This window comes from Burkholderia sp. YHN3-13, from assembly GCF_055810675.1.
The window spans coordinates 50,908-72,517 of sequence record NZ_JBVVNQ010000025.1 but is presented as its reverse complement, the minus strand read 5'-3'; the positions used below and the strand labels follow the sequence as shown (position 1 = coordinate 72,517).

At 61.7% G+C, this 21,610-nt stretch carries 24 protein-coding genes and 1 pseudogene; 6 read left to right on the top strand and 19 right to left on the bottom strand.

Annotated elements, in window-relative coordinates; genetic code table 11:
* Positions 1–114: 114 nt before the first annotated feature.
* From AC0KUR_RS34180 to AC0KUR_RS34090, 19 genes and pseudogenes are all read right to left on the bottom strand, one after another.
* Positions 115–801 (bottom strand): annotated as a pseudogene (locus tag AC0KUR_RS34180) (hypothetical protein); the annotation flags it as partial.
* Positions 802–901: 100 nt separating this feature from the next.
* A complete protein-coding gene (locus tag AC0KUR_RS34175; RefSeq protein WP_473377115.1) occupies positions 902–1,927 on the bottom strand; it encodes an ATP-binding protein in 1,026 nt (341 codons plus the stop codon).
* A 117-nt stretch (positions 1,928–2,044) separates the two neighbouring features.
* Positions 2,045–2,296 carry a DUF3717 domain-containing protein gene (locus AC0KUR_RS34170; RefSeq protein WP_208001374.1) on the bottom strand — a complete coding sequence of 84 codons (252 nt, stop codon included), beginning with the start codon at positions 2,294–2,296 and terminating at the stop codon, positions 2,045–2,047.
* A gap of 256 nt (positions 2,297–2,552) precedes the next feature.
* The gene (locus AC0KUR_RS34165; RefSeq protein WP_473377114.1) at positions 2,553–3,017 is read right to left on the bottom strand and encodes a hypothetical protein; all 465 of its coding nucleotides are present in this window, start codon (positions 3,015–3,017) and stop codon (positions 2,553–2,555) included.
* Between the two features lie 14 nt (positions 3,018–3,031).
* On the bottom strand, positions 3,032–4,552 hold the full coding sequence (locus AC0KUR_RS34160; RefSeq protein WP_473377113.1) for a hypothetical protein: 1,521 nt from the start codon (positions 4,550–4,552) through the stop codon (positions 3,032–3,034).
* 79 nt (positions 4,553–4,631) lie between these two features.
* The gene (locus AC0KUR_RS34155) at positions 4,632–5,042 is read right to left on the bottom strand and encodes a hypothetical protein (RefSeq protein ID WP_473377112.1); all 411 of its coding nucleotides are present in this window, start codon (positions 5,040–5,042) and stop codon (positions 4,632–4,634) included.
* Positions 5,043–5,258: 216 nt separating this feature from the next.
* A complete protein-coding gene (locus AC0KUR_RS34150; protein WP_473377111.1) occupies positions 5,259–5,732 on the bottom strand; it encodes a hypothetical protein in 474 nt (157 codons plus the stop codon).
* A gap of 8 nt (positions 5,733–5,740) precedes the next feature.
* On the bottom strand, positions 5,741–6,133 hold the full coding sequence (locus AC0KUR_RS34145; RefSeq protein ID WP_226158727.1) for a hypothetical protein: 393 nt from the start codon (positions 6,131–6,133) through the stop codon (positions 5,741–5,743).
* 86 nt (positions 6,134–6,219) lie between these two features.
* Positions 6,220–6,681, bottom strand: coding sequence for an outer membrane lipoprotein (locus AC0KUR_RS34140; RefSeq protein WP_059848450.1), 462 nt, complete (start codon positions 6,679–6,681; stop codon positions 6,220–6,222).
* 269 nt (positions 6,682–6,950) lie between these two features.
* Complete coding sequence (locus AC0KUR_RS34135) at positions 6,951–7,778, bottom strand: PRTRC system ThiF family protein (protein WP_473377110.1); 828 nt, start codon at positions 7,776–7,778, stop codon at positions 6,951–6,953.
* Entirely contained in the window at positions 7,778–8,413 is a 636-nt protein-coding gene (locus AC0KUR_RS34130; RefSeq protein WP_473377109.1) for a PRTRC system protein A, read from the bottom strand. The genes AC0KUR_RS34135 and AC0KUR_RS34130 overlap by 1 nt, the downstream gene beginning before the upstream one ends.
* Positions 8,410–9,135, bottom strand: a complete 726-nt coding sequence (locus AC0KUR_RS34125) for a PRTRC system protein B (RefSeq protein ID WP_473377108.1) — start codon at positions 9,133–9,135, stop codon at positions 8,410–8,412. Before AC0KUR_RS34125 ends, AC0KUR_RS34130 begins: the two co-directional genes overlap by 4 nt.
* Before the next feature lie 18 nt (positions 9,136–9,153).
* Positions 9,154–10,293, bottom strand: a complete 1,140-nt coding sequence (locus tag AC0KUR_RS34120) for a PRTRC system protein F (RefSeq protein WP_473377107.1) — start codon at positions 10,291–10,293, stop codon at positions 9,154–9,156.
* A 99-nt stretch (positions 10,294–10,392) separates the two neighbouring features.
* The gene (locus AC0KUR_RS34115) at positions 10,393–10,611 is read right to left on the bottom strand and encodes a PRTRC system protein C (protein ID WP_473377106.1); all 219 of its coding nucleotides are present in this window, start codon (positions 10,609–10,611) and stop codon (positions 10,393–10,395) included.
* 8 nt (positions 10,612–10,619) lie between these two features.
* Positions 10,620–11,054 carry a PRTRC system protein E gene (locus tag AC0KUR_RS34110; RefSeq protein ID WP_473377105.1) on the bottom strand — a complete coding sequence of 145 codons (435 nt, stop codon included), beginning with the start codon at positions 11,052–11,054 and terminating at the stop codon, positions 10,620–10,622.
* A 78-nt stretch (positions 11,055–11,132) separates the two neighbouring features.
* On the bottom strand, positions 11,133–12,818 hold the full coding sequence (locus AC0KUR_RS34105; protein ID WP_473377104.1) for a PRTRC system ParB family protein: 1,686 nt from the start codon (positions 12,816–12,818) through the stop codon (positions 11,133–11,135).
* 270 nt (positions 12,819–13,088) lie between these two features.
* Positions 13,089–13,331, bottom strand: a complete 243-nt coding sequence (locus tag AC0KUR_RS34100) for a hypothetical protein (RefSeq protein ID WP_006757283.1) — start codon at positions 13,329–13,331, stop codon at positions 13,089–13,091.
* A complete protein-coding gene (locus tag AC0KUR_RS34095) occupies positions 13,331–16,462 on the bottom strand; it encodes an SNF2-related protein (RefSeq protein WP_473377103.1) in 3,132 nt (1,043 codons plus the stop codon). Before AC0KUR_RS34095 ends, AC0KUR_RS34100 begins: the two co-directional genes overlap by 1 nt.
* Before the next feature lie 70 nt (positions 16,463–16,532).
* Positions 16,533–17,321: a hypothetical protein gene (locus AC0KUR_RS34090; protein ID WP_473377102.1), complete on the bottom strand. Its 789-nt coding sequence runs from the start codon at positions 17,319–17,321 to the stop codon at positions 16,533–16,535.
* Positions 17,322–17,771: 450 nt separating this feature from the next.
* Between AC0KUR_RS34090 and AC0KUR_RS34085 the strand changes: the two genes are divergently transcribed.
* The 6 genes from AC0KUR_RS34085 to AC0KUR_RS34060 all read left to right on the top strand — a co-directional run bounded on the left by AC0KUR_RS34085 (position 17,772) and on the right by AC0KUR_RS34060 (position 21,590).
* A complete protein-coding gene (locus tag AC0KUR_RS34085; protein ID WP_473377101.1) occupies positions 17,772–18,227 on the top strand; it encodes a hypothetical protein in 456 nt (151 codons plus the stop codon).
* A gap of 24 nt (positions 18,228–18,251) precedes the next feature.
* Positions 18,252–18,572, top strand: a complete 321-nt coding sequence (locus AC0KUR_RS34080; protein WP_473377100.1) for a hypothetical protein — start codon at positions 18,252–18,254, stop codon at positions 18,570–18,572.
* A gap of 7 nt (positions 18,573–18,579) precedes the next feature.
* On the top strand, positions 18,580–19,092 hold the full coding sequence (locus AC0KUR_RS34075; protein ID WP_473377099.1) for a hypothetical protein: 513 nt from the start codon (positions 18,580–18,582) through the stop codon (positions 19,090–19,092).
* Positions 19,089–20,336 carry a DUF1173 family protein gene (locus tag AC0KUR_RS34070; protein WP_473377098.1) on the top strand — a complete coding sequence of 416 codons (1,248 nt, stop codon included), beginning with the start codon at positions 19,089–19,091 and terminating at the stop codon, positions 20,334–20,336. The genes AC0KUR_RS34075 and AC0KUR_RS34070 overlap by 4 nt, the downstream gene beginning before the upstream one ends.
* A 53-nt stretch (positions 20,337–20,389) precedes the next feature.
* Complete coding sequence (locus tag AC0KUR_RS34065) at positions 20,390–20,809, top strand: hypothetical protein (protein ID WP_473377097.1); 420 nt, start codon at positions 20,390–20,392, stop codon at positions 20,807–20,809.
* Positions 20,810–20,918: 109 nt separating this feature from the next.
* Positions 20,919–21,590, top strand: a complete 672-nt coding sequence (locus tag AC0KUR_RS34060; protein WP_473377096.1) for a Lar family restriction alleviation protein — start codon at positions 20,919–20,921, stop codon at positions 21,588–21,590.
* Positions 21,591–21,610: the final 20 nt, after the last annotated feature.

Here is a 21,610-nt window from a genome sequence, read left to right as displayed (position 1 = left end):
CCCGGGCCGCCCCCGAAGGAACCCATTCGATCACGTCGCCGGCTGATCACCGTCCGAACAGGGTGGGGAATTTTACTTCGACACTTCTGGGGAAATTACGTCCGAGGTTGACATCGGCAGCAGGTCGCACAACTCTCGCACATGGTTCGCAACGTCGAGACGGACGTTCCCGGTCGCGTACAAGCGAGACGCCATCGTCGAAACGGCCTCGTATAGCCGCCCGACCAAGTCGTTGTTCGCGGTCTGGATCGATGCCATCGCGTGCTCGTCGATCTCCGTGCGCAACGTGGTCAGAACATCGCTCGGCAAGTCAACGCCGAACTGGCCGGCGTCCGGGAATGGCAGCACGGACAGCTTGACGCCGAACTTGCCCTTCAGCTCGGCCAGACTCGGGTAATCCGCCTCGTTGTACAGGGTGTTCATCTCCGCCCTCGCCTGCTCCTTCAGGTCGAGGTAGTTCGTCAGGAAGATCGACACGGCGAGATCGAACTCGTCTTTCATCGCACGCAGCCGCTCGGCTAGCTCCATATAGACCATGGTCGGCAGCAGCCGCACGCCCAGCTGGTCGTACTTCAGCGTCCGGCTGTAGTAGTGCGAGCGGATCCGATTGCCGATCGACACCACTTCGGCGTAGCTCGGCGCGTACTCCGGCAGCAGGCGCTTGTTGAAGCGCCCGATGCCGCGCGCGTGATGGCTTTTCTCGACCTCTTCGGTGACCTTCCCGTCATAGCGACGGGCAACCCACGTGGAAATCGTGACCGACGAAAGCATGACCTTGGATTGCAGATCGGTAATGTTCATGAATAGCTCCAGACAGACAGAAAATGGCGAGACGAAAAAAAAGCCACGGACCGGAATCGGCCGTGGCAACAGGGAAAGGCACTACAGGGTTTGAAGGCGGCTATTCGCCGCGGATGATCTTGCCGATCTCACCGCCCTGCGCTCGGATGAACGCATGATGGTTCTGCAGATCGGGCGTGCGCGCGATCGAGTCACGGACCAGCACCGCCGTGAACTCCCGTTTCCCCGTATCGGCGAGCCGGTCTGCATACTGCAGAACTCGCTCGAAGTTGCCATCGCTCGCTTTGTGCGAAAGCGCAGCAGTGAGGGCGTACAGGATGCTCGGCTCGTCCGGGATTACGCCCCGACTCGGGTCCAACAGGATCGCGTCGACCGACGGCAGAGCGCGGTAGATCGAAAGAAAGCTGATCAGCTCGGCACCGGCACCTTCGCCAACCGTCGCGCAAATCGCGTCAGGCAGCAAATCAGCCGAGACAGCCGGCATCGTTTTCGCGAGAAATCCCCACTTCCGGGGACTTGCCGACGCAACGATGTCGCGGCCACTGCGCGCCTCCCAGAGCAGGTCCGGTCGGAAGCGAAGGAACGCGATCAGCTCGGGCGGAACGTTCTTCCGAACCGCCCAAGCCGTCCAGTCGTCGACCGTGGCTTCGAGCTCGACGACCGCTGCAAAACGCGAGATCAGCGGATCGAGGATCCCGGTGACACCCGCGTTGTCGCTGCGCCGATTCGTCGCTGCGACGAACGTGACGCAGTCGGGCAACGGGTGCTCACCGATGCGGCGTGCGAGCAGCAGTTGCATCTTGGCCGCCTGCACCGCCGGCGACGCCTGCCCGAGGTCGTCGAGAAACCAGACCAGCGGCCGCGTCGCCGAAAGCGCGCGTTCGAGGTCGCCGAAAGGCAAGAATCGAGCATGCCTGCCGTCGGCCGACGGAAACGGCAAACCCTTCGAGTCGGTCGGATCTTCGACAACCGGGTGGCTGATGAGCAGGTCGTGCTCCGCCTCCTCGGTGGCAGCTTCAACGATGTCGGATTTGCCAATACCAGGCCGACCAGTAATCAGCACCGGAAGGCGCTCCGGGATGTAGGTGGCGAGCAGCTGGGTGAGGCGTGCGGGAGAGAGTTTCATGGGGACCTTGAATGAAAGAGCCCCACGTGATCACGCCCGGCAGGGACGTGACCCTGCGGGGCGACTGAAGATGCCGCGATGCGGCGATTCGATGCGTCCTGAGACGCGAGTTGATGCTTACGACTGAGCGCCGATGAGCGCCGCGACTTGCTTCGACGTGAGCGATGATCGCGGGACGCACGTGGCGCGGTTCACGATCATGACCCCGTAGACGTCGGCGAGAACCCGGGCCTCGGCGCAGAGAACGATCAGCTCGTCGGGCCCGGTCGGCGCCGGCGAGCGGTTGCGCCACACGTTGATCGCCACTTCGATCTCGACGATCGACACGGCATCAGGTGGCAATGGACTGGAAGTTTCAGATTGGTTCACGAGTGACCTCGGAAGTGTCGCCCCGTGAAAGACGCCCGGCGGGACGTGATTCCCTGGGGCTGGAAGTGGCCGCATTGCGGCGGATTCGATGCGTCGGTGACGCGGTGAGTAAAGCCAGTGTAGGAGCCGCCATCCTGCGTGCAGGCCGGAAAGATCGAGAAATTTACGGGGCTTAGAGACCATCCCGTTCCGAATGGACGAAAAAAAACCGGCGCACGTGGCGCCGGTTGTTCAATGTCGGGTGGCGAACCACCTCTTACGTCCCAAGCAGGTCGCCCTGAACGTTCACCATCGGAAGGACTGCATCACGGATCTCAGCGTCGCGCTCACGCATCCGTCGGGTTCGCTCCTCGCCGACACCGTTGTGCTTTTCGACCACATCGATGAAGTACAGTGGCGCTGCCGGTCCGCGCCACGCACTCCATTCGGCCATGATTCGCGCTCGGATCTCCGGCTCGCACGCGAAGTAGGACGCACGACCGGCGCGCCAATGTCTCGCGTCGAGATCGCGCATCACCTGCTCACTCTGGCGCGCTCTATCGATTCTCAGCGCCTTCTCCGCGTCGACGTCGGTCTCGGGTGCCGGCGCGAGCTGATCTGCGAACAGCGGGCAGTCACGCTCGAGCTTCCGAGCAACACGTTTGTGCCGATTGAGAAACGCCTGTTCCTTTCGGCGGGTCCAGACGTAGTCCCCGTACCGCACGGTTCGATCGAATCGCATGTTTCGCTCCTCGATCAAGCCGCGAGCAACGTGAGCCGCGACCGCGCATAGTCCAACGTGCCGTTTTTCGCGTGGAGTATCCGCCCTTCAGTCGAGCCCGGCTTTGCCAACGTGTATCGCGTCGCCGCACCATGGCGAAAGCTCCGGATCTCCAAGTAGCCGTCGGCGATCGCCTGGTCAACGTGCTCGACGCCCGTGATCAGCACGTTGTCGTGCGTGCGGTACCGGGCGAGGCCTGCCTGTTTCTTCGCGTCCTTGGCGGTCTCTTCGGCGCGACGGTGCGCGCGGGCGGCGTCCTGCGTTGCCTCCCACTCGGCTTGTGCCGCCTCGTCATAGCCGCAGAACGCGAAGATCGCACGCCGCCGGCGCGTCGAGTTCAGGCCGCGCAATGAAACACCGAATTGCTCGCGCAATACACGCTTGCTCTGGTCGTTCCAGCCGGCCGCGTGGTCCAGAACTGACAGCAAAGCGCCAACGTTACGGGCCTCAACATCGGCGGCAAACCGGTTGGCCCCTTCGAACGTCATGCGGCCTCGCTCCAGCTTCGCCATCTCGACCTGCAGGTTGTACTGCCGCAGCGAGATCCGCCCTTTCTGTCGGTCAACTCCGAGCCTGTCCAGCGACTTTTTCAGGACGGCGTCCCCGATCAGATCACGCAGGCGCTCGGCTACGGGCGAAACCGGGGAGCCGACGTCCACCGGGCGCTGGTACTGTTCGGGAAGATCCGGCTTGTCGACGAGGCCAGCGGCGAACAGCCGGTCGTCAACCTCCACATAGGGGATACCGGCCGGCGCGGACTGCAGCGCGGCGACGATACCGGCACCGAGCTCGGCGTCGATCTGCCTTTTCTCGTGACGATAGATCGCCACCGCGGACTGCATGACGTCGTACGGGAGCGTGTTGCGCAGAACTGGCACGTCCAGGAGAACGGGGAACCACCGCAGGTCGTACTCGAAGCGCTTAGCGTCGCCACGATAGTCCGCCAGCACCGAATCAGGAATCGGGTGATCCAGAAACAGCGCATAGGCGACATGAACCTCGTGCCGGCCGTTTACCCCGCCTGAGAGCGAGAGACGCGGCCCTTGCGACGTGAAGCCGAACAGCGCGTTTGCAACGTGGTCACAGACATCCGGCAGGTGGAAGCGCCGACCGGCGCCACGCGCGGCCTCGACTTCAGCCTCGAGCTGCTCGCCGGACAGCATCCATGCAGGCTTCGTCGCCAGCTCGAACACGAACTGAAAGACCTCCCAGCGCTTACGTGTGACTTGCCAAGGCTGCAGTTGCCGCCCGTCCCGGCTAAACCAGCGGTTGCGGATTTCTTCGAAAAGCGAGGTGAAGATCGCTTCAGCCGTGCCAGGCTGTCGTACAGTCAAGATTCCGTTGTAGCGGAGGATCGGCATTTCGACGCCACCGCGCGTGAGCGAAATCTCGGTCGTTTCGTAGGCGGATAACGTCGCGTCGTGAAAAAACACGTGGAATACGTGTGCAAGCGTATCAACGTGGATTGATGCGTCGGGTGTATGGATCGTGTACATCAGTGGTTGTCCTTGCAAAAAGGGGCAACCACCCCATCCGGGCAGTTGCCCCGGATTGGGAAAAATTGAAGGTGACGCGTCAGTCGATGTCGAGCAGGTTCGATACCACTGCTGCAACGGCCCAGCCATGGGAACGCGTCAGCGTCTTGAAGCGAAAGAGCGGTTGAGTTCGCCAGTGGCCGGTGGCTTCCTCGTCGGCCAGCCAGACACTATCGAGAAGCACAATCCAACCTTCCGCTGTACCGCGCTCGATCGACACGCGAGTGCGTCGGCGGAAATCGCCTCCGCCCGGCCATGCGGACGACCGCTTCGGGCCGTAGATGGCCTCGTTCGCGTCATCGAAATGGTTCGCAACGGTCACCCATTCCGGCTCGAGTTCGGTAGCACGAAGCGACTGCTCGAGGTATCGCGCTACCTCTGCGACCGTCCTGCCTTCGAGTTCGAACGCATCCTGCGACCGTGACACCGGCCGCTCCTGTACTTCAGACATGGAAACCCTGAAAAGAAAAAGGGCCACACCGAAAGGTGCAGCCCTTGATTGGCAGGCGGCCGCCCAGATGGGCGACCGTCAGTTCGATTTAATGCGTGTGGTGACGCAGAGAACGACGTTGGTCGCGCTCCGCCTTACGACCGCGTTCGCATGCGACGATGCCGTAGCCGCAGAACACCAGCGTCAGAAGCAGTGCAACAGGACCGAAGTACATATTCATTCTCCGTTCATGGAATCCATGCCTACGACATAAGTTACCACACCGATCACGACCAGTGCGGCAACGTTCATTGCCGCCCAGATCGAGAACTCCGAGATGGCGTGCACGTAGCCGACCACACCGACGATCGACGAGACCGTCAGCGTATGGCAGAACCGTCCGAACTGCTGCCGCTGGTCCTTGGACCAGGACGCACGAACAAGTCGCGCACGCAGTCGTGACCGCGGCGAGGCAGCCGGCGGCACCACCGAGACGACGGCGAAGCTGTCGCCCGTCGAATGAATCAGATTTGCCTCGTATCCATCCCAGGATGCGGTGATCACCGGCGGCGACTCACTCTCATGCACGACCGCCAGGAAAGCACGGACACGGGCCGAGACATAAACCATGCCGAGTTCCGCGTCGTAGGACCCGCGATCGATGATCGAAATCCCGGAGGGGTACTCGATGCAGACGTCGACGAATTGCATCACGCCCCCTATCGCCGGTCGTTATCGAGGCCGTCCACGAGCCGCAGGCCGCCAAGCAACGCCTGGTAGCCCTCGTCCGTGTCGAGCTGCGTGAGCGGCACCACGTTGTCGCCGCCGCCCGACAGGTCGCGGTGACCGCGCCGGGTGCGAAACGACACCGCGACATGCTGGCGCGATGTCGAATCCGCGACCTCGAGCATCATCCGGCTGGTGCGCAGGGTGACGCGGCAGCCGCGGCCTGCCTTCGCCGGCTCGGCTACCACCTCATGCTCACCTGCTCGCAACCGCAGATCGCGCGCAACACGATGCAGCATCCGCGTCGCGTGGTGGGTCAGTGCGGCGTCGGACGCAACGCCACCCGCGCGCCGGTCCGCGTACAGAACTTTCGGTACCTTGAACATCTTGCCCTCGGAATAAAAAAAGCGAGGCCCCGAATGGGAACCTCGCTATGCAGGAAGAAGCCGGCGGCTGCCGGCGAATGAACGGCTCAGCGCGTGATGCGCATGCCGGAAGAACTGCTGACGAGCATCACGCGATCGCCAGGGGCGAAGCGCTGCTCATCGGACTGAACGACCACCAACGTGCGGCCGGACACCGTGCGCACGACGACCTCGAGGCCGGCGTGACGCGCGAGCGATTCCGACAGACGCTGCGACACGTACGCCGCACCGGCGCCAGCGAGCGCGCCAGCGATGTACCGGCCGTTGCCGCCGCCGATCGTGCGGGAACCGAGAAATGCACTGACACCCGCGCTCAACAGCGAAGCCAAACCGGAACGGTCCGACTCGTTGCTGATCGTGACGCCGCGCACGCTGACGACCGTGGCCGCCTCGATTTCTCCCGCGCGCTGAACGTCGTAGCGCTGGTAGACATCGGGCGAACCGAAGTCATACGAAGCGCACGCGGTCAACGAAGCGAGGAGCAGAACAGAGATGAGAAGCTTGAACATGACGATTGCCTCAAAAAAAGAGGGCAATCGCCCGTCAGGGAAATTGCCCTGACAGGGGAGCCGACGGATGGTCGGTGAGAGAATTACGCACGGGCGGAGCCGGTGCGGCTGGGTCGATGCGCAGAAGCGCGAGAAACGGATTCAGTGTAGGACCGCGCGCCGCCGCCGCGCGCCGGAATCATCGAGAAAACCGACCCGCTTTCCTCTGGGCGAAAAAAAAGCGCCTGCCCGATTACTCGGGAGGCGCTGGTTGAAGTTATGTCGGTAAGCTACCACGGGATATGCGGGTCCATCGGGTCCACGCTCTTCCGAGGCCTCGACTTCTTCGGCTTTGGCGCGTCGTACCCGAAGCGCGCCCAAGCCGCCGGATCGATGGGCACCGGATTCGTTCTTCCCGTTGCCAGATTCACAAACACCGCCGAGTACGACAACGATCCCGTCCGAAAGAGCGTCCAAAGCAGGTTGAATGCCTGGACCGAAATCGCCTGGTTGATGACCAACGACTGCTTGCGCAGCGCGTCGGCCATCGAGCACGAGGGCGTGTCGTCGTCCTTGTCGTTCCGCGCGTTCAGCAGGTCCGGGAACAGGTCACCCACATGGGGCAATCTGTCGTGCCTGGCCCGGCCGAGTTCGCCAAGAATGACTTGGCCGCGATCCGTCTCATTGCCGCAGTCGAGGTAATACCTCACCTTACCCCTCTTCGCAGCTTGGACGATCGCATGACGCGCCCGGCGCGTATCTACGCAACCCACCACGAGATCAGCATCAAACTGCACACGCGAATCCACCCGGCGCGGCTCTGCCTTCCACCGGGTGCCCATCAGGTTGTTGAGCCGATTCACCATGAGCAGAGCTTTGTGCTGGCCGACGTCGTTCGGATAGAACCCCTGCCGGCCGACGTTCGTCTCGCTTACCGTGTCGTCGTCGAACACCGTGCATTCGATTCCGCCCGGATGGCCTAGCTCAATCATCGCGTGATGAAGCCGCGCGAGGCTTGGCAGAAAAGCGCTACCCGTTCCGCCAGCGCCGACAACCACTACATTCCACGGCGCCCGCACCATGTCCTCGGGAATACGATGTTGAATAGGCTCCCCCATCACGCTACCTCCTGGGCCAATGCCGCCGCCCACGGTTCCGGTACGTCCGGTAAGTTCTGGAAGATCCCTTTCACGCAAAGCCGCAGCACGCGCGATGGTTGCCGATCACAGTTGCCCAACACGAACGCGAACTTCACGTCGTGACGGTCGTCCTTATTGTCCTTGCGCGAGAAGAACGCCCGGCCCGTGCCATGGGAATGGCAATCCACCACCATCCATTCGCCGTCTGCCAGTCGCGGCCGCTCATAGACCAGATACTCCGGCCCGTGCGACAGCGACGGCAAAGCAACGATGCGAAACCCGCCGGTCTCGCTATTCCAGACAATCCACGCGCCGACCTCGTTCGGCAACGCCGCCTGGGCCATCGCATGAAACTCGGCGATAAGAGACGGCGGCACGGGCCCGCAATGCAGCTCCGTCACCTCCGAGACTTCCCCGTATGGAACCGCGGTGAGCTCGTGGTACATCGCGATGCGCCGCACCGTTCGGATCCAAGGGCGGACGACCTCGAGGAACACCCCGTTCCCACCGATCAGCAAACGCTCTCCTAGCCGCGCCATCGGCTCGACCGCTTCGCGCGACGGCACCATGACGGCCGGGAACGACTGGTGCAACACAGTATCGATCGGATTCATACACCACCTCCGTTTCCACCACGCACAAGCGTCCCAGCCGTACGCGACGTCGGCACCAGAACCTTCAGCGGAAACGCCTCCCCGAACTTGCCATCCAGCATGTCGCGCCAGAACGCGAACACGCCGCGCTTATATTTCACCCGCGCGGAGCCTTGGTTTGGATGGGTGAAGGCCGACTCAAAAAAGGCCGATTCCCACCCGCCAATCGCCTTCACCTCGACGCGCGTGGGTACCTTGGCAGTGCCGATGCAGATCTCGCCGCCGTCCCACGTGTTGAAGTACGGTGGCTCGAACAGCGGCGTCTCGGCCGATGGCCGATCGGCAGTTTTCACGGAAAACACACGGAAACCGGTGACCGACGCTTGAAACACCAGCCCCGGATGCGGAACGACCGCCGAACGAACACCCAACTCACTGCAGTCGAAGAACACTCGACGCATCGCGGGCGGACTCCACCACGTAACACCGGTGCTTGACGAGCCCAGGACATTCGACGGCAGAAACTCCGACTTCGGTGCGGCGTTCCGATCGAGCTGGAACAACGCATTGAGCAACGCGTTGTGATCCACTGGTCGGCCTGGGCCAATCAACGGTCGGCCGCCACGATCGTGGGTGATTTCATGGACAGTGGCAAACTGATTGCCCGATTGACCCGCGTAAAAGAGGATCGCGGAATCGAGCTTAACGGCTCGCTTTAGCTCTGCTGTAGCAAGTTCAGACATATGGGTTCCTTGATTCATTCAGATTGAGTGCAACGCCTGCAGAAGACGATCGACGTGCTTGAGCATTCGGAAACCGAGTGCAAGATCGCGGTACTGCTGAGCGATCGCGTCACTGCGCATCGAAAGAGGGATGAAAGTGCTGTAGTAGGTTTCTTCGCTACCTTGGTGGGCGTAGTTGTAGTGATCGTCGAGAAGCTCACCGATGAGAGCGTTCTCGTCGATGACGACCGTGGCCAGCGCATAGATCGGCTGCCCATCTACACCCTCTCCGAGAAGATATCGTTTGCCCGCGGTGCGCAGAAGACGTGACAATGTGGCGAGCTCTGCACAGACATTCGCCATTTCGCCGCCCGTCGACGCTTGCAGTTCTAACAACTCGCGCTCAAACAGATAACTCCACCTCGACCGCCGGCCCAACACCTTCGCCGGCTTCCGGACAGCGTCGGGGTAGAGCTGCGGACGCACGACACTGGGAAGACGCCGAGCGATCGACTCTTCGTCATCCTCGTACATCTCCCGGAGCCACCCGATCGCCTCCTCGTCTGTTGCGGATTCCTCGCACTCCCAGTGATAGCGAGCAAACTGGCACAGGAACCATCCGGGCGTCCGGATCAGCCCCGTCCGATACGAGACTCGATCGAGAACCGATAGCACCGAGGAAAGCAACAGTGGATGAACGCGCTCGGCCGCCGGAGCGAACTTCGCGAGCGAGTAGACCTCCTCGTTCGCCATTTCCAACGCGAAATACAGTGGGGACTCCAAGTTCGATTCGTCCCCGTTGCAGCGGCACTCAACCATCTCCACCACCGTCGCTCGATCCAGGAGCACTGGCGTGTAGGAAATGTTCCGCGTCTCCGTCCCGATACGTCCCAACCACGCCATGAAGGCTTGCTTGAAAGCATCCAACGCGCCGGAAGGACTTTCGACGTCGGCCGCCCGAAGCGGGCCGTCGACGAAGTGCGTTTTCACCATCTCTGCTAGATCCATCTCGGTGCGCCACCGATACATCCCAGCGACGGGCACGCGATCCGAAAGCGTCGGCAGAGTCAGAAAATCATGGGCAGATCCACGTCGGGCAACTGAACCGCGCGTCGATTCCCACTGCGGGCCGTCGACGTCAACGAGACGTGAATCAAGCCCCGGAGGACCGAACAGCATTTGGAAACCTCGTCGTCGTGAAAAAAAACCGCCCATCCGGGCGGTTCTTGTTGGTTGAAGCCGTTGTCCGGATCGGACAAGGCTTTGAGCAGATCGTCCTTATGCATTGGCGCCCTTGGCACCGGCCGCGCGAACGAATTTGTAGTGCGCGACCTCGCCCTTGATCTCGGGGCCGTCGACCGCAGCGGTCGTCAGCTCGGGATACTGGGCGGTGTACAGATCTCGCACCTGGTCCGCCGAGAAAGCGGGCCCGGGGTCCATGAGAGTCATACCGTTGTAGGTGAACTCCCGTACCAGTGCAGCAATGCTGATCGACATTAGTCACCTCACAGAATCAACGAGGACAGATCCGTGCCGGTCGGCTTCGCAGCGGCAGCGGGCGCGCCATCCGGCGGTGCGGCGGCCGCACCGTCTTCGTCGCCCGCGTCGTCCGCGCCCGCGTCTGCGGCCGCCGGCGTCGAGGCTTTCGACAAGACCTTCTGCGCCTTCGTCACCTGCGTCTGCTGCTGGGCTTCCAGGATCGCGTTGGTAGCCGCCACCTGTTCGCCGAGCGACTGGTGCGCAGCGCTAAAGCTGCCGATCGCCGCCGCGAAGCCTTCGTCGAGCTCTGCTGCCGTCGCTTTCAAGATCAACGGCTGTCGCAGCACCGCGTCCTTCCCGCCTGCCGGCGTCAAGAACACGACGATGTTGTCGCCGTCCATCGTCAGCGACAAGACGAGTTTTTCCGCGGAACGAAGTAGCGGTTCGAGTGCTTGAAACATTTGAATCTCCAAAAAAAATATGCGCCGCCCGAAGCGGCGCAGAATGTCGATGCGGCTCGGCCATCGGCCGCCCGCTCTTTAGAACTTGAGAACCTTCAGGAGCTTGCCCTCGTAGGTGAAGCCGTCGACGGCGAGCAACGCCGTGATGACATCCGCCTTCGACTTCGAGAACACTTTCTTGAAGTTGTCGCCCATCGCCGCGCGCAGCCCGAGCTCGTCCGCGATCACCATCATCTCGGCCTTGGTGACGAGATCCAGAAACTCCTTGTCGAGCTTCCAGTACTGCGTCAGGTCGAGGTTGTGGTGCTTGCAGAGTTGCTTGAGATACGTGACGTCGAGACCTTCGATCGCCGCGACAAACATGCCGGTGACCAGCGTCGCAGCCTGCTCATCCGACGTGGCGCCAGCGAGCAAAAGGGCCTTCGGGAAATCTGCGGCTGGAGCCTTCTCGTCCGTCACCTTTTCGTAGACGGATCGGAAAACTTCGTCCTTGATCTGGCGCGCGTAGCCCGCGAGGACGATACCGATCAGGTACTGTCGCGCGAGCGCCGCGTTCTTGCCGACGTCGCGCCGCAGCGCCTTGCGCCAAAGTGCTTCGCGGTATTGCTTCACCCGATCCGACTCGGCGACGGCAGGCGCCGGCGCGGCGGCCGGTGCAGAAGCGCCCGACTTCGAGGCGCCTTTGCCAGCAGCTTTCGTCGTCCCCGCGGAAACTTTTCCGTCCGAGGACGCGGCTTTCGCTGCAACCTTCTCGGCCTGGATGCGCGCCGCCACCTTCTTCATATTGCAGACGGTGTCGAAGCACTGTCCGCGGTAGACCTTCCCGAGGGAATCGGGCAACCCGCTGACCGCGACGCCGTAGTTCTGGCAGCTGTGGCATGCCTTCGCTTGCTCGAGCCCGACGCCGTTTGTGCCATCGACCGCCAGCTGTACACGCGTGTTGTTATCGCCAGCGCGCACGATGCGCACGAGCGGAAACTCCTCGCGCAAACCTTCGACAGTGGCCTCGAGCTGCGCCTCGGTCTTGCCGTTGTAGCAGACCCGGTTGGTACAGTTCCCAGTCGCGATCGATTCGCCGAACATCTCACCCTGCGTCGCAGAGTTGTGATGGCAGCCCGCGCAGTCGGTTTTGTCGAAGATCGCGGCGCTCAACGAGCATGCCGCGCTTTCCACAAGCTTTCGGACATCCGCGAGGGACTTTTTCTCCGAGACGATCACCGGGAGCACGCGGTCCTGATTCTCCTTGGACAGCGCTGCGAGCAACTCCGCGTGTCCCAGAGAAATGTTTCGCGTGTTCAAAGCGTTGAGGACCTCGGTGCTGCAATTGAGCAGAGCGAGGCGACTGTTGAGGGTTGAGACGCTCCAGCCGAGTCGTTTGGCCACTTCCTCTCGATCGCCCTTATAGCGGCCCAGTAGTCGAGCTGCGTCAACGGCCTCTTCACCGGGGGAGAGGTTCGACCTCTGGATGTTCTCGATGAGAGCGATCTCTTCGGCTTCGGCGTCGTCGACAACCACCACCGTGACCGGCATGTCGTAGTCTTCACCGCGCGTTTCCATTGCGGCTCTGTACCGCCGGCCCCCGGCGATCAGCTCGAAGTACTCTTCGTCGAGCGGCCGAACGATGACGGCGGTATGGACACCGCTTACGCGGACCGTAGCCTTCATCTCCTCCATCTCGGCATCGTCGAAATACTTTCTGGGGTTTCGCCCAAGCTTGATCCGACGCAGCTTGACGGTCGGTTGCTGCAGGTGGGAATGTTGCATGTCAGGTTCTCCTGAGAGGGAACCTGCCCCCGATCGGGGGTGGTTCCCGATGGGGTTGAAAAGAAATGCCGGCGGCGCCGGCTGAGTCGATGCGTCAGAGACGCGGTAGATGAGGAAAAGATACCGCTTGTATTTTCGAGGGCTCAGCGGAAAGCCCGAAAGAACGAGCCAGCTTTCACCGGTTGCGCAGCGCGATACCCGCGGCGGTCGAAAAAAAAGCCCGATCAAATGATCGGGCCTGAGCAAGGGAACTGGGGCGTCCACTGAACGCTACGCTGCACCTTCTCCATTGACGGAGCGACTGAGCAACGTCGTGACAGCGCCGCTGACCATCCATCCAACAAACTCGGTTTCGTACGGTTGGTGAACCAGACGATCGAGGCACACCACTTCCGCGCCGTCCTTCATTACCCTCCCGAGAACACCCGCAACGGTTGCGGTGCTCGACCCATCCCGCTTGATCGTCACCACACCGTCACCAATCGAAACGGTGACGCTCCGTTCTGCTTTCATTACGCTGCCTCCTTCAACAATTTACGCATGTCGTACGTCTTTTCACCGTGAAGCCGTGCAATGTCTTCGACGAACGCATCCAACAAGGTGTCCATGTGCAGAAACGCCTCGTCTTCGAGCTCCGGTGTCGCCCAGTCCAGACCTGCCTGCATCGCGTCACGCTTGTGCGCGACCATCTGGTCCTGATAGACATCAATGCTCCCGGGCAAGTGGAAGTACTCGACACTCAACCGTCCCTTGCGATTCCACCGCAAGGCCCGCCGCATCGCCTGGTACTCCGCACGCCAGGTCCACGACCGGTCGTAGAACAAGACATAGTCCGCGTTCGGGAGGTTATAGCCTGCCCGACCCGACTCCTTGGTTGAAAGCAGGCCAGTTGCGAGTCCGGTGAGGAACCGTTGGTCCTTTGCCTTCACCCGCTTGGCTATCGGGACGCCGCCATGGAACAGCACCGTGTCGATCCTGCTAACGTCGAGCTCGCGGGCGATCAGATTCAGCACGCCGGGGTTTTCGGCGAAAACGATCGCCTGCTTGCCTTCGGCTGCAATCTCCCGCATCCGGTCGATCACCGCGCGCTGTTTGCTGGTCAGCCCACTGCGGCGCTCTATACCCTCCATCCCGTACTGCGGATAGTTTGCGGCGAAGTGCACCGCCCGCATTCTCGCGAGGATCGTCACCAGATTGCACGACACGCCGTCCTTCTGGCGATCTCGGTACCAAGATGCGAAGTCGTCGGCCGCGCGCAGGTACATCGCGAGATGGTCCGGTTCCCAGTCCACGGTGTGAACGTGAACTTCGGGCACCTCGATCTTGATGTATTTCGCGACGTCCGGCTCGCACACCAAGCGACGCTTGAGGTGTGGCGCGAGCATCGCCCGGTAGAGCGACAGGTTTCCGATTTTCGGAACTTCGCGCTTCGCCCCATCCTGCAGGCTCTCCGCGAATTGCCACGTGACCCACTCAGTTACGACGAAGTCGTCTCGGAATCGATCTATGCCACGGTCGGCGTACTCGACCGACTGGAGCCAGTTCTGTTCGAGATAGCCGCGACGATACCCGTATGGTTGAGCAGCGGTCCCGTCACCACCTGCAAATGCGATCAGGCCGAACGCGTCTCGCGGGTAATTCGGAATTGGGCTTCCCGTCAGCACGTACCGCCGGCGTGCCGACAGTCGCCACAGCGCGCGGCTTTGGTCGCTTGTCGGGTTCGCAAGACGCTCCCCTTCGTCGGCGACCAGCAGGCCAATTCGACGCCGCAGGCGGTGCGCATACGTCGCCCGTCTCGACTGCGACGGATCGACCACCATGCGCAAGCGCTCGTACGAGATCAGGTTGAAGCGGCGCAGATCGTCCAGATCGGCGGGCGACTCGATAACCTTGATTTCGTCCATACCGATCGGCGTCAGTGCAGCCTCGGCTAACAGCTCCGAAACCAGGCGTGCCTCTACAACAATCAGCCCATGCTTGACGCCCGCCGCCAGAATAAGCGCTAGCGCGAGCCGCGACTTGCCGCAGCCCTGCTCCCAAGCGATCACACATCCAGACGGCTTCATCAGCGTCTCGATCAAATCGTCGACCTGGAATTCCCAGTCCAACCACGTGGGAATCCCGAGTGCACTGACGCGAGCGCGAAGCGCCGCGGCGTGATCAGGAAAGCGCGCCGCTAACCCTTCGTGGACGACCTCCCACCCCTGAGCGACGTTTTCAACCACAAATCGTGCGTTCAACTCGTCGAGCGCGAGGCGGTACTTGGTGCCCTTCAATACGTACCCATACGCGCCGTCGTCTTCCCGCTCGAACGCCACTTCGTCTCCGGCCTTGATGAGCGGACTCGCCCACATCCGGTCATCGACTTTATGCGTCGCACGCGCCCTGCCAACCATCGACGCCGCCGATCCAGCTCCCGCCGTATACACGACGTGCCGCAACGGCGTCTGCTGACGCAGTGATCGCCGGGACCGCACGGCCAGGTGCTCGCGCAGGCCGGGCGCGACGCTGGGGTCCCCGCCTGCGCCTCGGATACGTTCGAGCAGCCTCTCGAAGGCGGCTTGCGGAACGTCCTGCACCAGATACACCTCCAGGTCGAGCAGCCCCTGCCCCGCATATCGGAACCCACGTGGCAACCGATGCCCATCCGTCGAGAAAATGCGATGCTCGTAGATGGCATTCAGCACCATCGCCTCAATGAATCCGCACTTGAAGCGCAGTCGGATCCAACGACCGTCATGCGCGACGACAACGCGGGCGTCTCCCGTTACCGGTCGTGTGATTGCAGGCACGGAGTCGTCGAGCGTCTGCAACCGCAGCCGTGGCCGGTCGAACGAGCGCTCCTCCCAATGTAGGCTTAGAAGCGGTGCCGGTCGCCCGAGGTCAGCCGCCGCGCGGACGAAATCACCCGGACGCGTTCGATATCGATCGAACACAAGGACCGCGGTGCGAACGTTTGCTCCTTCCAACTGGAAAGCGTCGTCCGGTAGCTCGAAGTAGCCGGCCAATCTTTTCGCCGCACCGTAATAGTGGTGCGGCTTACCGAGGGTTGCGCCCGCGATTGCCTCGGCCATCGTCGCCGGTAACAAGGCAACGACCACATTGGCGGCATTTAGCGCCTGGGCCAGGGCATAGTCATGGGACGACGCACTGGTGTTCGGGCCATATCTTCCGATCGTCGTACACTCGAACGGATACAGGTGCGGCGACTCGAGGTGCAGAGAGAACGGCGGATTGATCATCGCAACGTCAAACCCGGATGGTCGAATTTCTTCCATCCCGGCTCGACGAATCGACACCTTGAAGCCCGCCTCCTCGAATACTGACTGACATGCCGCCACCGCAGGATCGTGCACGTCGACACCGTAGATCGAATGCCGCTCGGGATCGCAGAACTGAAGCAACCGGCCGGAACCGATTGAGTTGTCGAGAACGTGTACCTTGCGCTTCGGATTGAAGCGCTCGACGAATCCCCACATGTACTTGGCAACTGCGTCCGGCGTGAAAAACTGCCCGAGGTGACGCCGTCGTGCCGCGGCCAACTCCCCGTGGTGTGCCACGCCAGCATCCAGCGAACCGAGGCTTCGCATTGCTCGCAACGGGGCGTACCAGTCGCTTACTTCGAAATCAAACGCGATTTGCATGAGCATCTCTCGATAGAAATAGAAACGGCCCGCCAAGGCGGGCCGAAGGAAGAAGGTAGGAGGTGCCGTACTATCCGCGCGATGCGAGATGCTCGGCCCCAAACTCACTGATGAAGATCGACAGTGCGTCGCCGACGGCGTGCGCGAACTTGAATTGCCACTTGTCGTTGTAGCGCACGATTTCCAGACCGGTGAAGCTCTCCTTGTCTCGCGAGCGATACTCGTCACTCACGAGGCGGCAACCCTTCAACTCGCCTGCGAGTGCCGCACACCCTGACTTCACCGCGAACGTCGTAAGGCCCTTCACCAGGGCTGCAACCTGGCTTTGCGAGTAGTAGCTAACCCGACGCCACCCGCCGCTGCTGAAGGACGCTTCGCTTGCAACAGACGCCTCGATCACAATGCCGCTGTTTGTTCGCTTCATCTCTGTCGTCGGCTTCAGCCAAAGCCCGTCGATAATCGCCTTGGCGGCCTGCTGATACGCGATCGATGCGCCGGCATCTCCTGCGAACTTTTGCTTGAGATGCGACCAGAATGCGTCCAAATCCGGCGTTGCGCCGGATTCGATGGCTTCGCCGATATCGATGCCTGCCGCTTCCAACTCGGCACGTCGGTCGATCTCGATACGCGTGCCGGGGGGCGCCACTTCGCGCTGCGCGACTCGCACTACCACTTCTGAAAGGCTGACACAGAACTTCGTCAACTCTCGCTCGACCTTGAACTCATGTCGCGAGCGTGTGGCACGCTCGTAATCTTCGAACCCGGGAAACAAGGCGATTTCTGCCGCCGCGACTGCGCGATAGGCATCGGCCGCAGTCGCCTGCGCCGACTTGAACTGCTCGATCAAAGCGTTGTACATGATGTGCTCCACCAGTAGAAAACGGAGCACCGCCCTGACCGGGGATGCCCCGACCGGGTTGTGTAGGAAGGTTTGGTGCCACGCGAGGTGGCTGCTTGTCGATGCGTCGAAGACGCGGTGTGCACGATGATCGTAGCCGCATCATTTCGGGCCACAACGTGGAAATGACGACTGTTTGCGTACTGCTTTCGTCTCTGTTGCCGCGGGCGAGTTTTCCCCAAAAGCGTTGGACAACCTTGTGGAAAACGAGCGCAGATCCCGTAGGGCCGGAGCCGTCGACCAGATGCTCAATTTCTAGGCAACAGGGGTAGTTGCAACCGGTTGAGGGAGCTTTGGAAGAAAGCTCCAGAAAAATGGTGCGCTTTTTCAGCCATCTCCGGTGGCCGCCGGCTGCATGGTTGAGGTGGGCGCATCCGCCGCTCCCTGTCGAACCAATTGGGCACCTGCAAAATGACCAACCAACCCATGCGCGTACCTTTGGACCGCGCCCGCCATCTCGCCAGCTACATCCTGTTCGTTGGGAAGTGGGCCTTCTACATTTTCTTCGTGTGTCCGAGCGTGAGTCTTTGCGCCGCTCTCGCGCTGTACAGCAACTTCTCGTTTCAGACGATCCCACGAGAAATTTTGGAGTTCGCCGCGCAGACTGCGAATAACCCACCCGCGCAGCCCGGTTCGCTTTCGATCCAGGTATGCCAGGACAAAGTTCCCAACCATGCGCTTCCGGCTTCTCCGATCTGCCAGTCGAAAGGAATCGAGCAGCGTCCGATCGCGGCACTGGCTCGGGATCTTGGTGAACGCCTCTGGGTGTTCTATGCGATCGTCGTGACTGTTGCCGGAGGACTCGCGATCGGGCTCGGGCTCTTCGGGCACGATCGCGCCGCGCTTCGCCGGCGACTGGCTAGCTGAAACCGTACGCTTCAATTTTCGATCGTGTTCTCTTCGACCTTATCGGCGCCGGCTTCCATCGCCACCGGACTGATCACCCAGCTCGGCCGCGGCTCGGCCTGGCCATGCCTCGCGATACTGGCAGCAGCCGGGCTGCTTTTTGCGGCCGCCAGTACCGTCCGTCTCGTCATGGCCACCATTCGGCGCTACGAGCGCGGCCGCTCAACGCGAATCATGGAGATGCGCCACCCACACTGCCACGTGACACGGCTCGCCAACGGGCAATGGCTGCTGATCGACAAGGACACCGGAACGGTGTACATCCCGCCGCGGCTCTCGCATCCCCCCATCAACGAATGGATATAGCCCAAGCATGACGACCTCGAACTCCTGTTCACCAGAAGACGCCACGACGCTCCGCCAACTCGCTCGTCAACTTGAACATAACTCATCGGCACGCACCGCTCAGATCACGGGAATGATCGTCACCTGCGTCGGCATGGTGTCGCTGATCGTCCTCTCCGCGGCAGGTCGAAACAACACGAGTTCGATAGCGCTAATTCTAGCCGGGCTCATCTTATTTTCCTTCGCGTTACGTGCCGCGAACCGGACAGCGATCTACCGCGGCACGCTCACTGATCGAATGCTCGGCGCTATCGCTGATAGCGAGTCGATTCCCGACTGGTCGAAGGTCGAAGTTGCAGCAGAGTATGTGGCCCGTGGCAACGTCACCCTCGCGACTCTGACCGAGATCGACCTGCGCATCACCGAGCAGCGCGAGGCTGCACGAGCCGCGACGGATTCGACGCCCGGAGCCGACCGGTTGCTCGCCCGGTACGGCAAAACCGTCGAGACCTCAGGGGCATTTGATCGGAGCGCCCGATGACGACCGAAAAATCGCCTGTCAAGGTCTCGTTCTCGGGAATCGCCATCCCACTCGACGACGTCCAGGAAAACCCAGCCGCCTTTGTCCGTCAACTCGAGCGTGCGAAGATCAACCCGGGCTACGCGCAGTGCCTTTGCCGCGGCACTACCGCTCCGCTGCGCCTCCAGATCCGCCGATACGGGTGCCTGTTCCATCTTGCCGGGTGGCCGGACGAGGGACCGTTGCACGACCGCCTGTCTTGTTCGTTCCACAAGGATCCGAGTGACGGGAGCAACGAATCCGGGAAGGCCCTGCCGGGCTTCGTGGCCACCGCAGCTGGCTTGCGAGCGAAACTCGACGTCGCGCTCACGCAGCGCACCGTCGGTGCAGTGTCAAAGGGACCGCGACAAGTTGGCGCACCGACTACCTCGCGCCGCTCGGCGCCCCTCCTCGGCTTCCTGCAGACGCTCTGGCAAGTTGCTGGGCTCAATCGCTGGTCCGGTGTTGACCGCGCGCGGAACTGGGGCGTCTGCAATGCGCGTGTTCTCGCCGAGATCAGCGACGCGTTGATCAACGGCGAGCCCGCCGAGCAGGTTCTGCACGTCATGCGCAGGTTCCAGGAAGCAGATCGCACCGCCATCAACGCCGAGTTCGATGCTTTTCTCGCACGCGTTGTCCAGCGCGACGGCACGAACCATCGCGGCCTGGTCATCGGCGAGATCTCAGAAATTGGCGTGACCCCTTACGGGCGCTCGATCACATTGCGACAGAGCGCAAAGCGGTACTACTGCAATACCGAGCTGATCGCGCTCGCCGAGAAGCGATACGGCCACGCGATGCGCGCCCTCGGCGACGGGAGCGCCCGAGTTGTCGCGATTCTCGTGATCGAGCGTACCCCGAAGGGGCATCACGTTGTAGTCGAGCTCGCAGCGATGCTTTGCTCGTCCACGTACATCACATGCGATTCCATCCACGAAGTCGCTATGGCAAATCGGCTCGTTGCCGAAGGCCGGGCCTTCGACAAGCCTATTCGGCTCAACGAAGGCGCCGACATGCTGCCGGACTTCGTTCTAACGGACACCGCGGAGCCAACCCACATTGAGGTCTACGGGATGAATGGCGTGGCCGAGTACGAGACGCGCAAGCGGGAAAAGCAACGTCTTCGCACATCGCGCGGAATCCAAGCCGTGGAGTGGGATATCGACAGGTCTCAGCTGGCCGATCTCCGGTTCCCCCCCATCGCCCGACGAAGCACCAGGCCTTGACTTCGCCGCGCCGCCGGCAAGATGAAGGCATCTTCTCAACCTGGATGCCTCCTATGCACGGTAAGTCGCTGTTTCTCCATCGCGCGGTCTCCCGCACCGACCAGTGGAGTGCGCAGTTTCCTGCCCTCTCAATGGCATGTCGCCAACCCGACTCGTTCTCCGGCGGCCGCCAGCTCGCGGTCGCGGTGACCGACGCTCGCGGCCTGCGGTGCGCGGTCTCTACGAGCTTCGGAGCGATCCTCGAGTTCCGAGCGTCCTGGGACGAACTGGATCGCGCCGGCACCTGGTGGCACTACGCGCGGGCATGGCATTTCTGGTTCGTCGAGGATCTTCAATCCGCGCAACGAGTATTTCCTACCGATTCCGGCCAGATCGTCGTCGCAGCCTCCGAATCAAGCGACACATGCGACACGTCCACCGACTCGCTCCTGTCCCTTATTCGCGTTGCGGAACTGCGGGCTTCACGCTATTAATTCGACGGGTAAAGAGTTACCGGAAAGAGTATTCGCGCTTTTCTCGGTATTGCCGACCTGCAAAACCAGCAATAATGCCGGCGACGAGAAACTTACAACCTTCCGACAAATGATCGAACAGCTCTATCCATGTGAGCACTGTGGCGGCCGGCCGACCGTCGGCCGATCGCAACGACTCGTTGATGGCGACGACAACCGCCTATTCGACTTTAGCCAGTTCGGCCGCTTCGGCGGCCCACCACGCATCGGTGACGTACAAGCACGCCCCCCTGAGGCGCCTCGGACCGAGCCTCTGGTCTGCATCTACTGCACTGATTGCGGCATGTCGACGCAGTGGGAAGCGATCGGCGATGACGAAGCGGCCGCGAAAGACCGATGTGCCGAAACATGGAACCGGCGCTTGAGTCGACCGAAGGTAACGGCTGAAGACCTTCGAAACCTAATCGAGAGAGAGCTCGGCGCCTGCGACGCGCAGCTGGTTCTCGACCTGTTGTCCCGAGCAGAAGGAGACTGGGACGAGATCGGTCCGATCTTCAAGATGCTGGCGCAGCGCCTCGTCGATGCTACTGTCGTCACCTTCGACACGTGGCCGATCGCACCGGTGCTGGAAGACGCCTCACGATATCGAAAACTGGTCCAGCTGGCGAAGTGGATCGAGGTCGACGGCCAGGACTATGTCCAGTTTCCGAAAATCCACTCGCCGAACGAGCACCGAGATTTTCTGTTTGAAGATAGGATCGCGATCGCGGTAGACGCCATGCCCGACCGAGATCGGTGGTAGCGGTGCACGACACAACACGT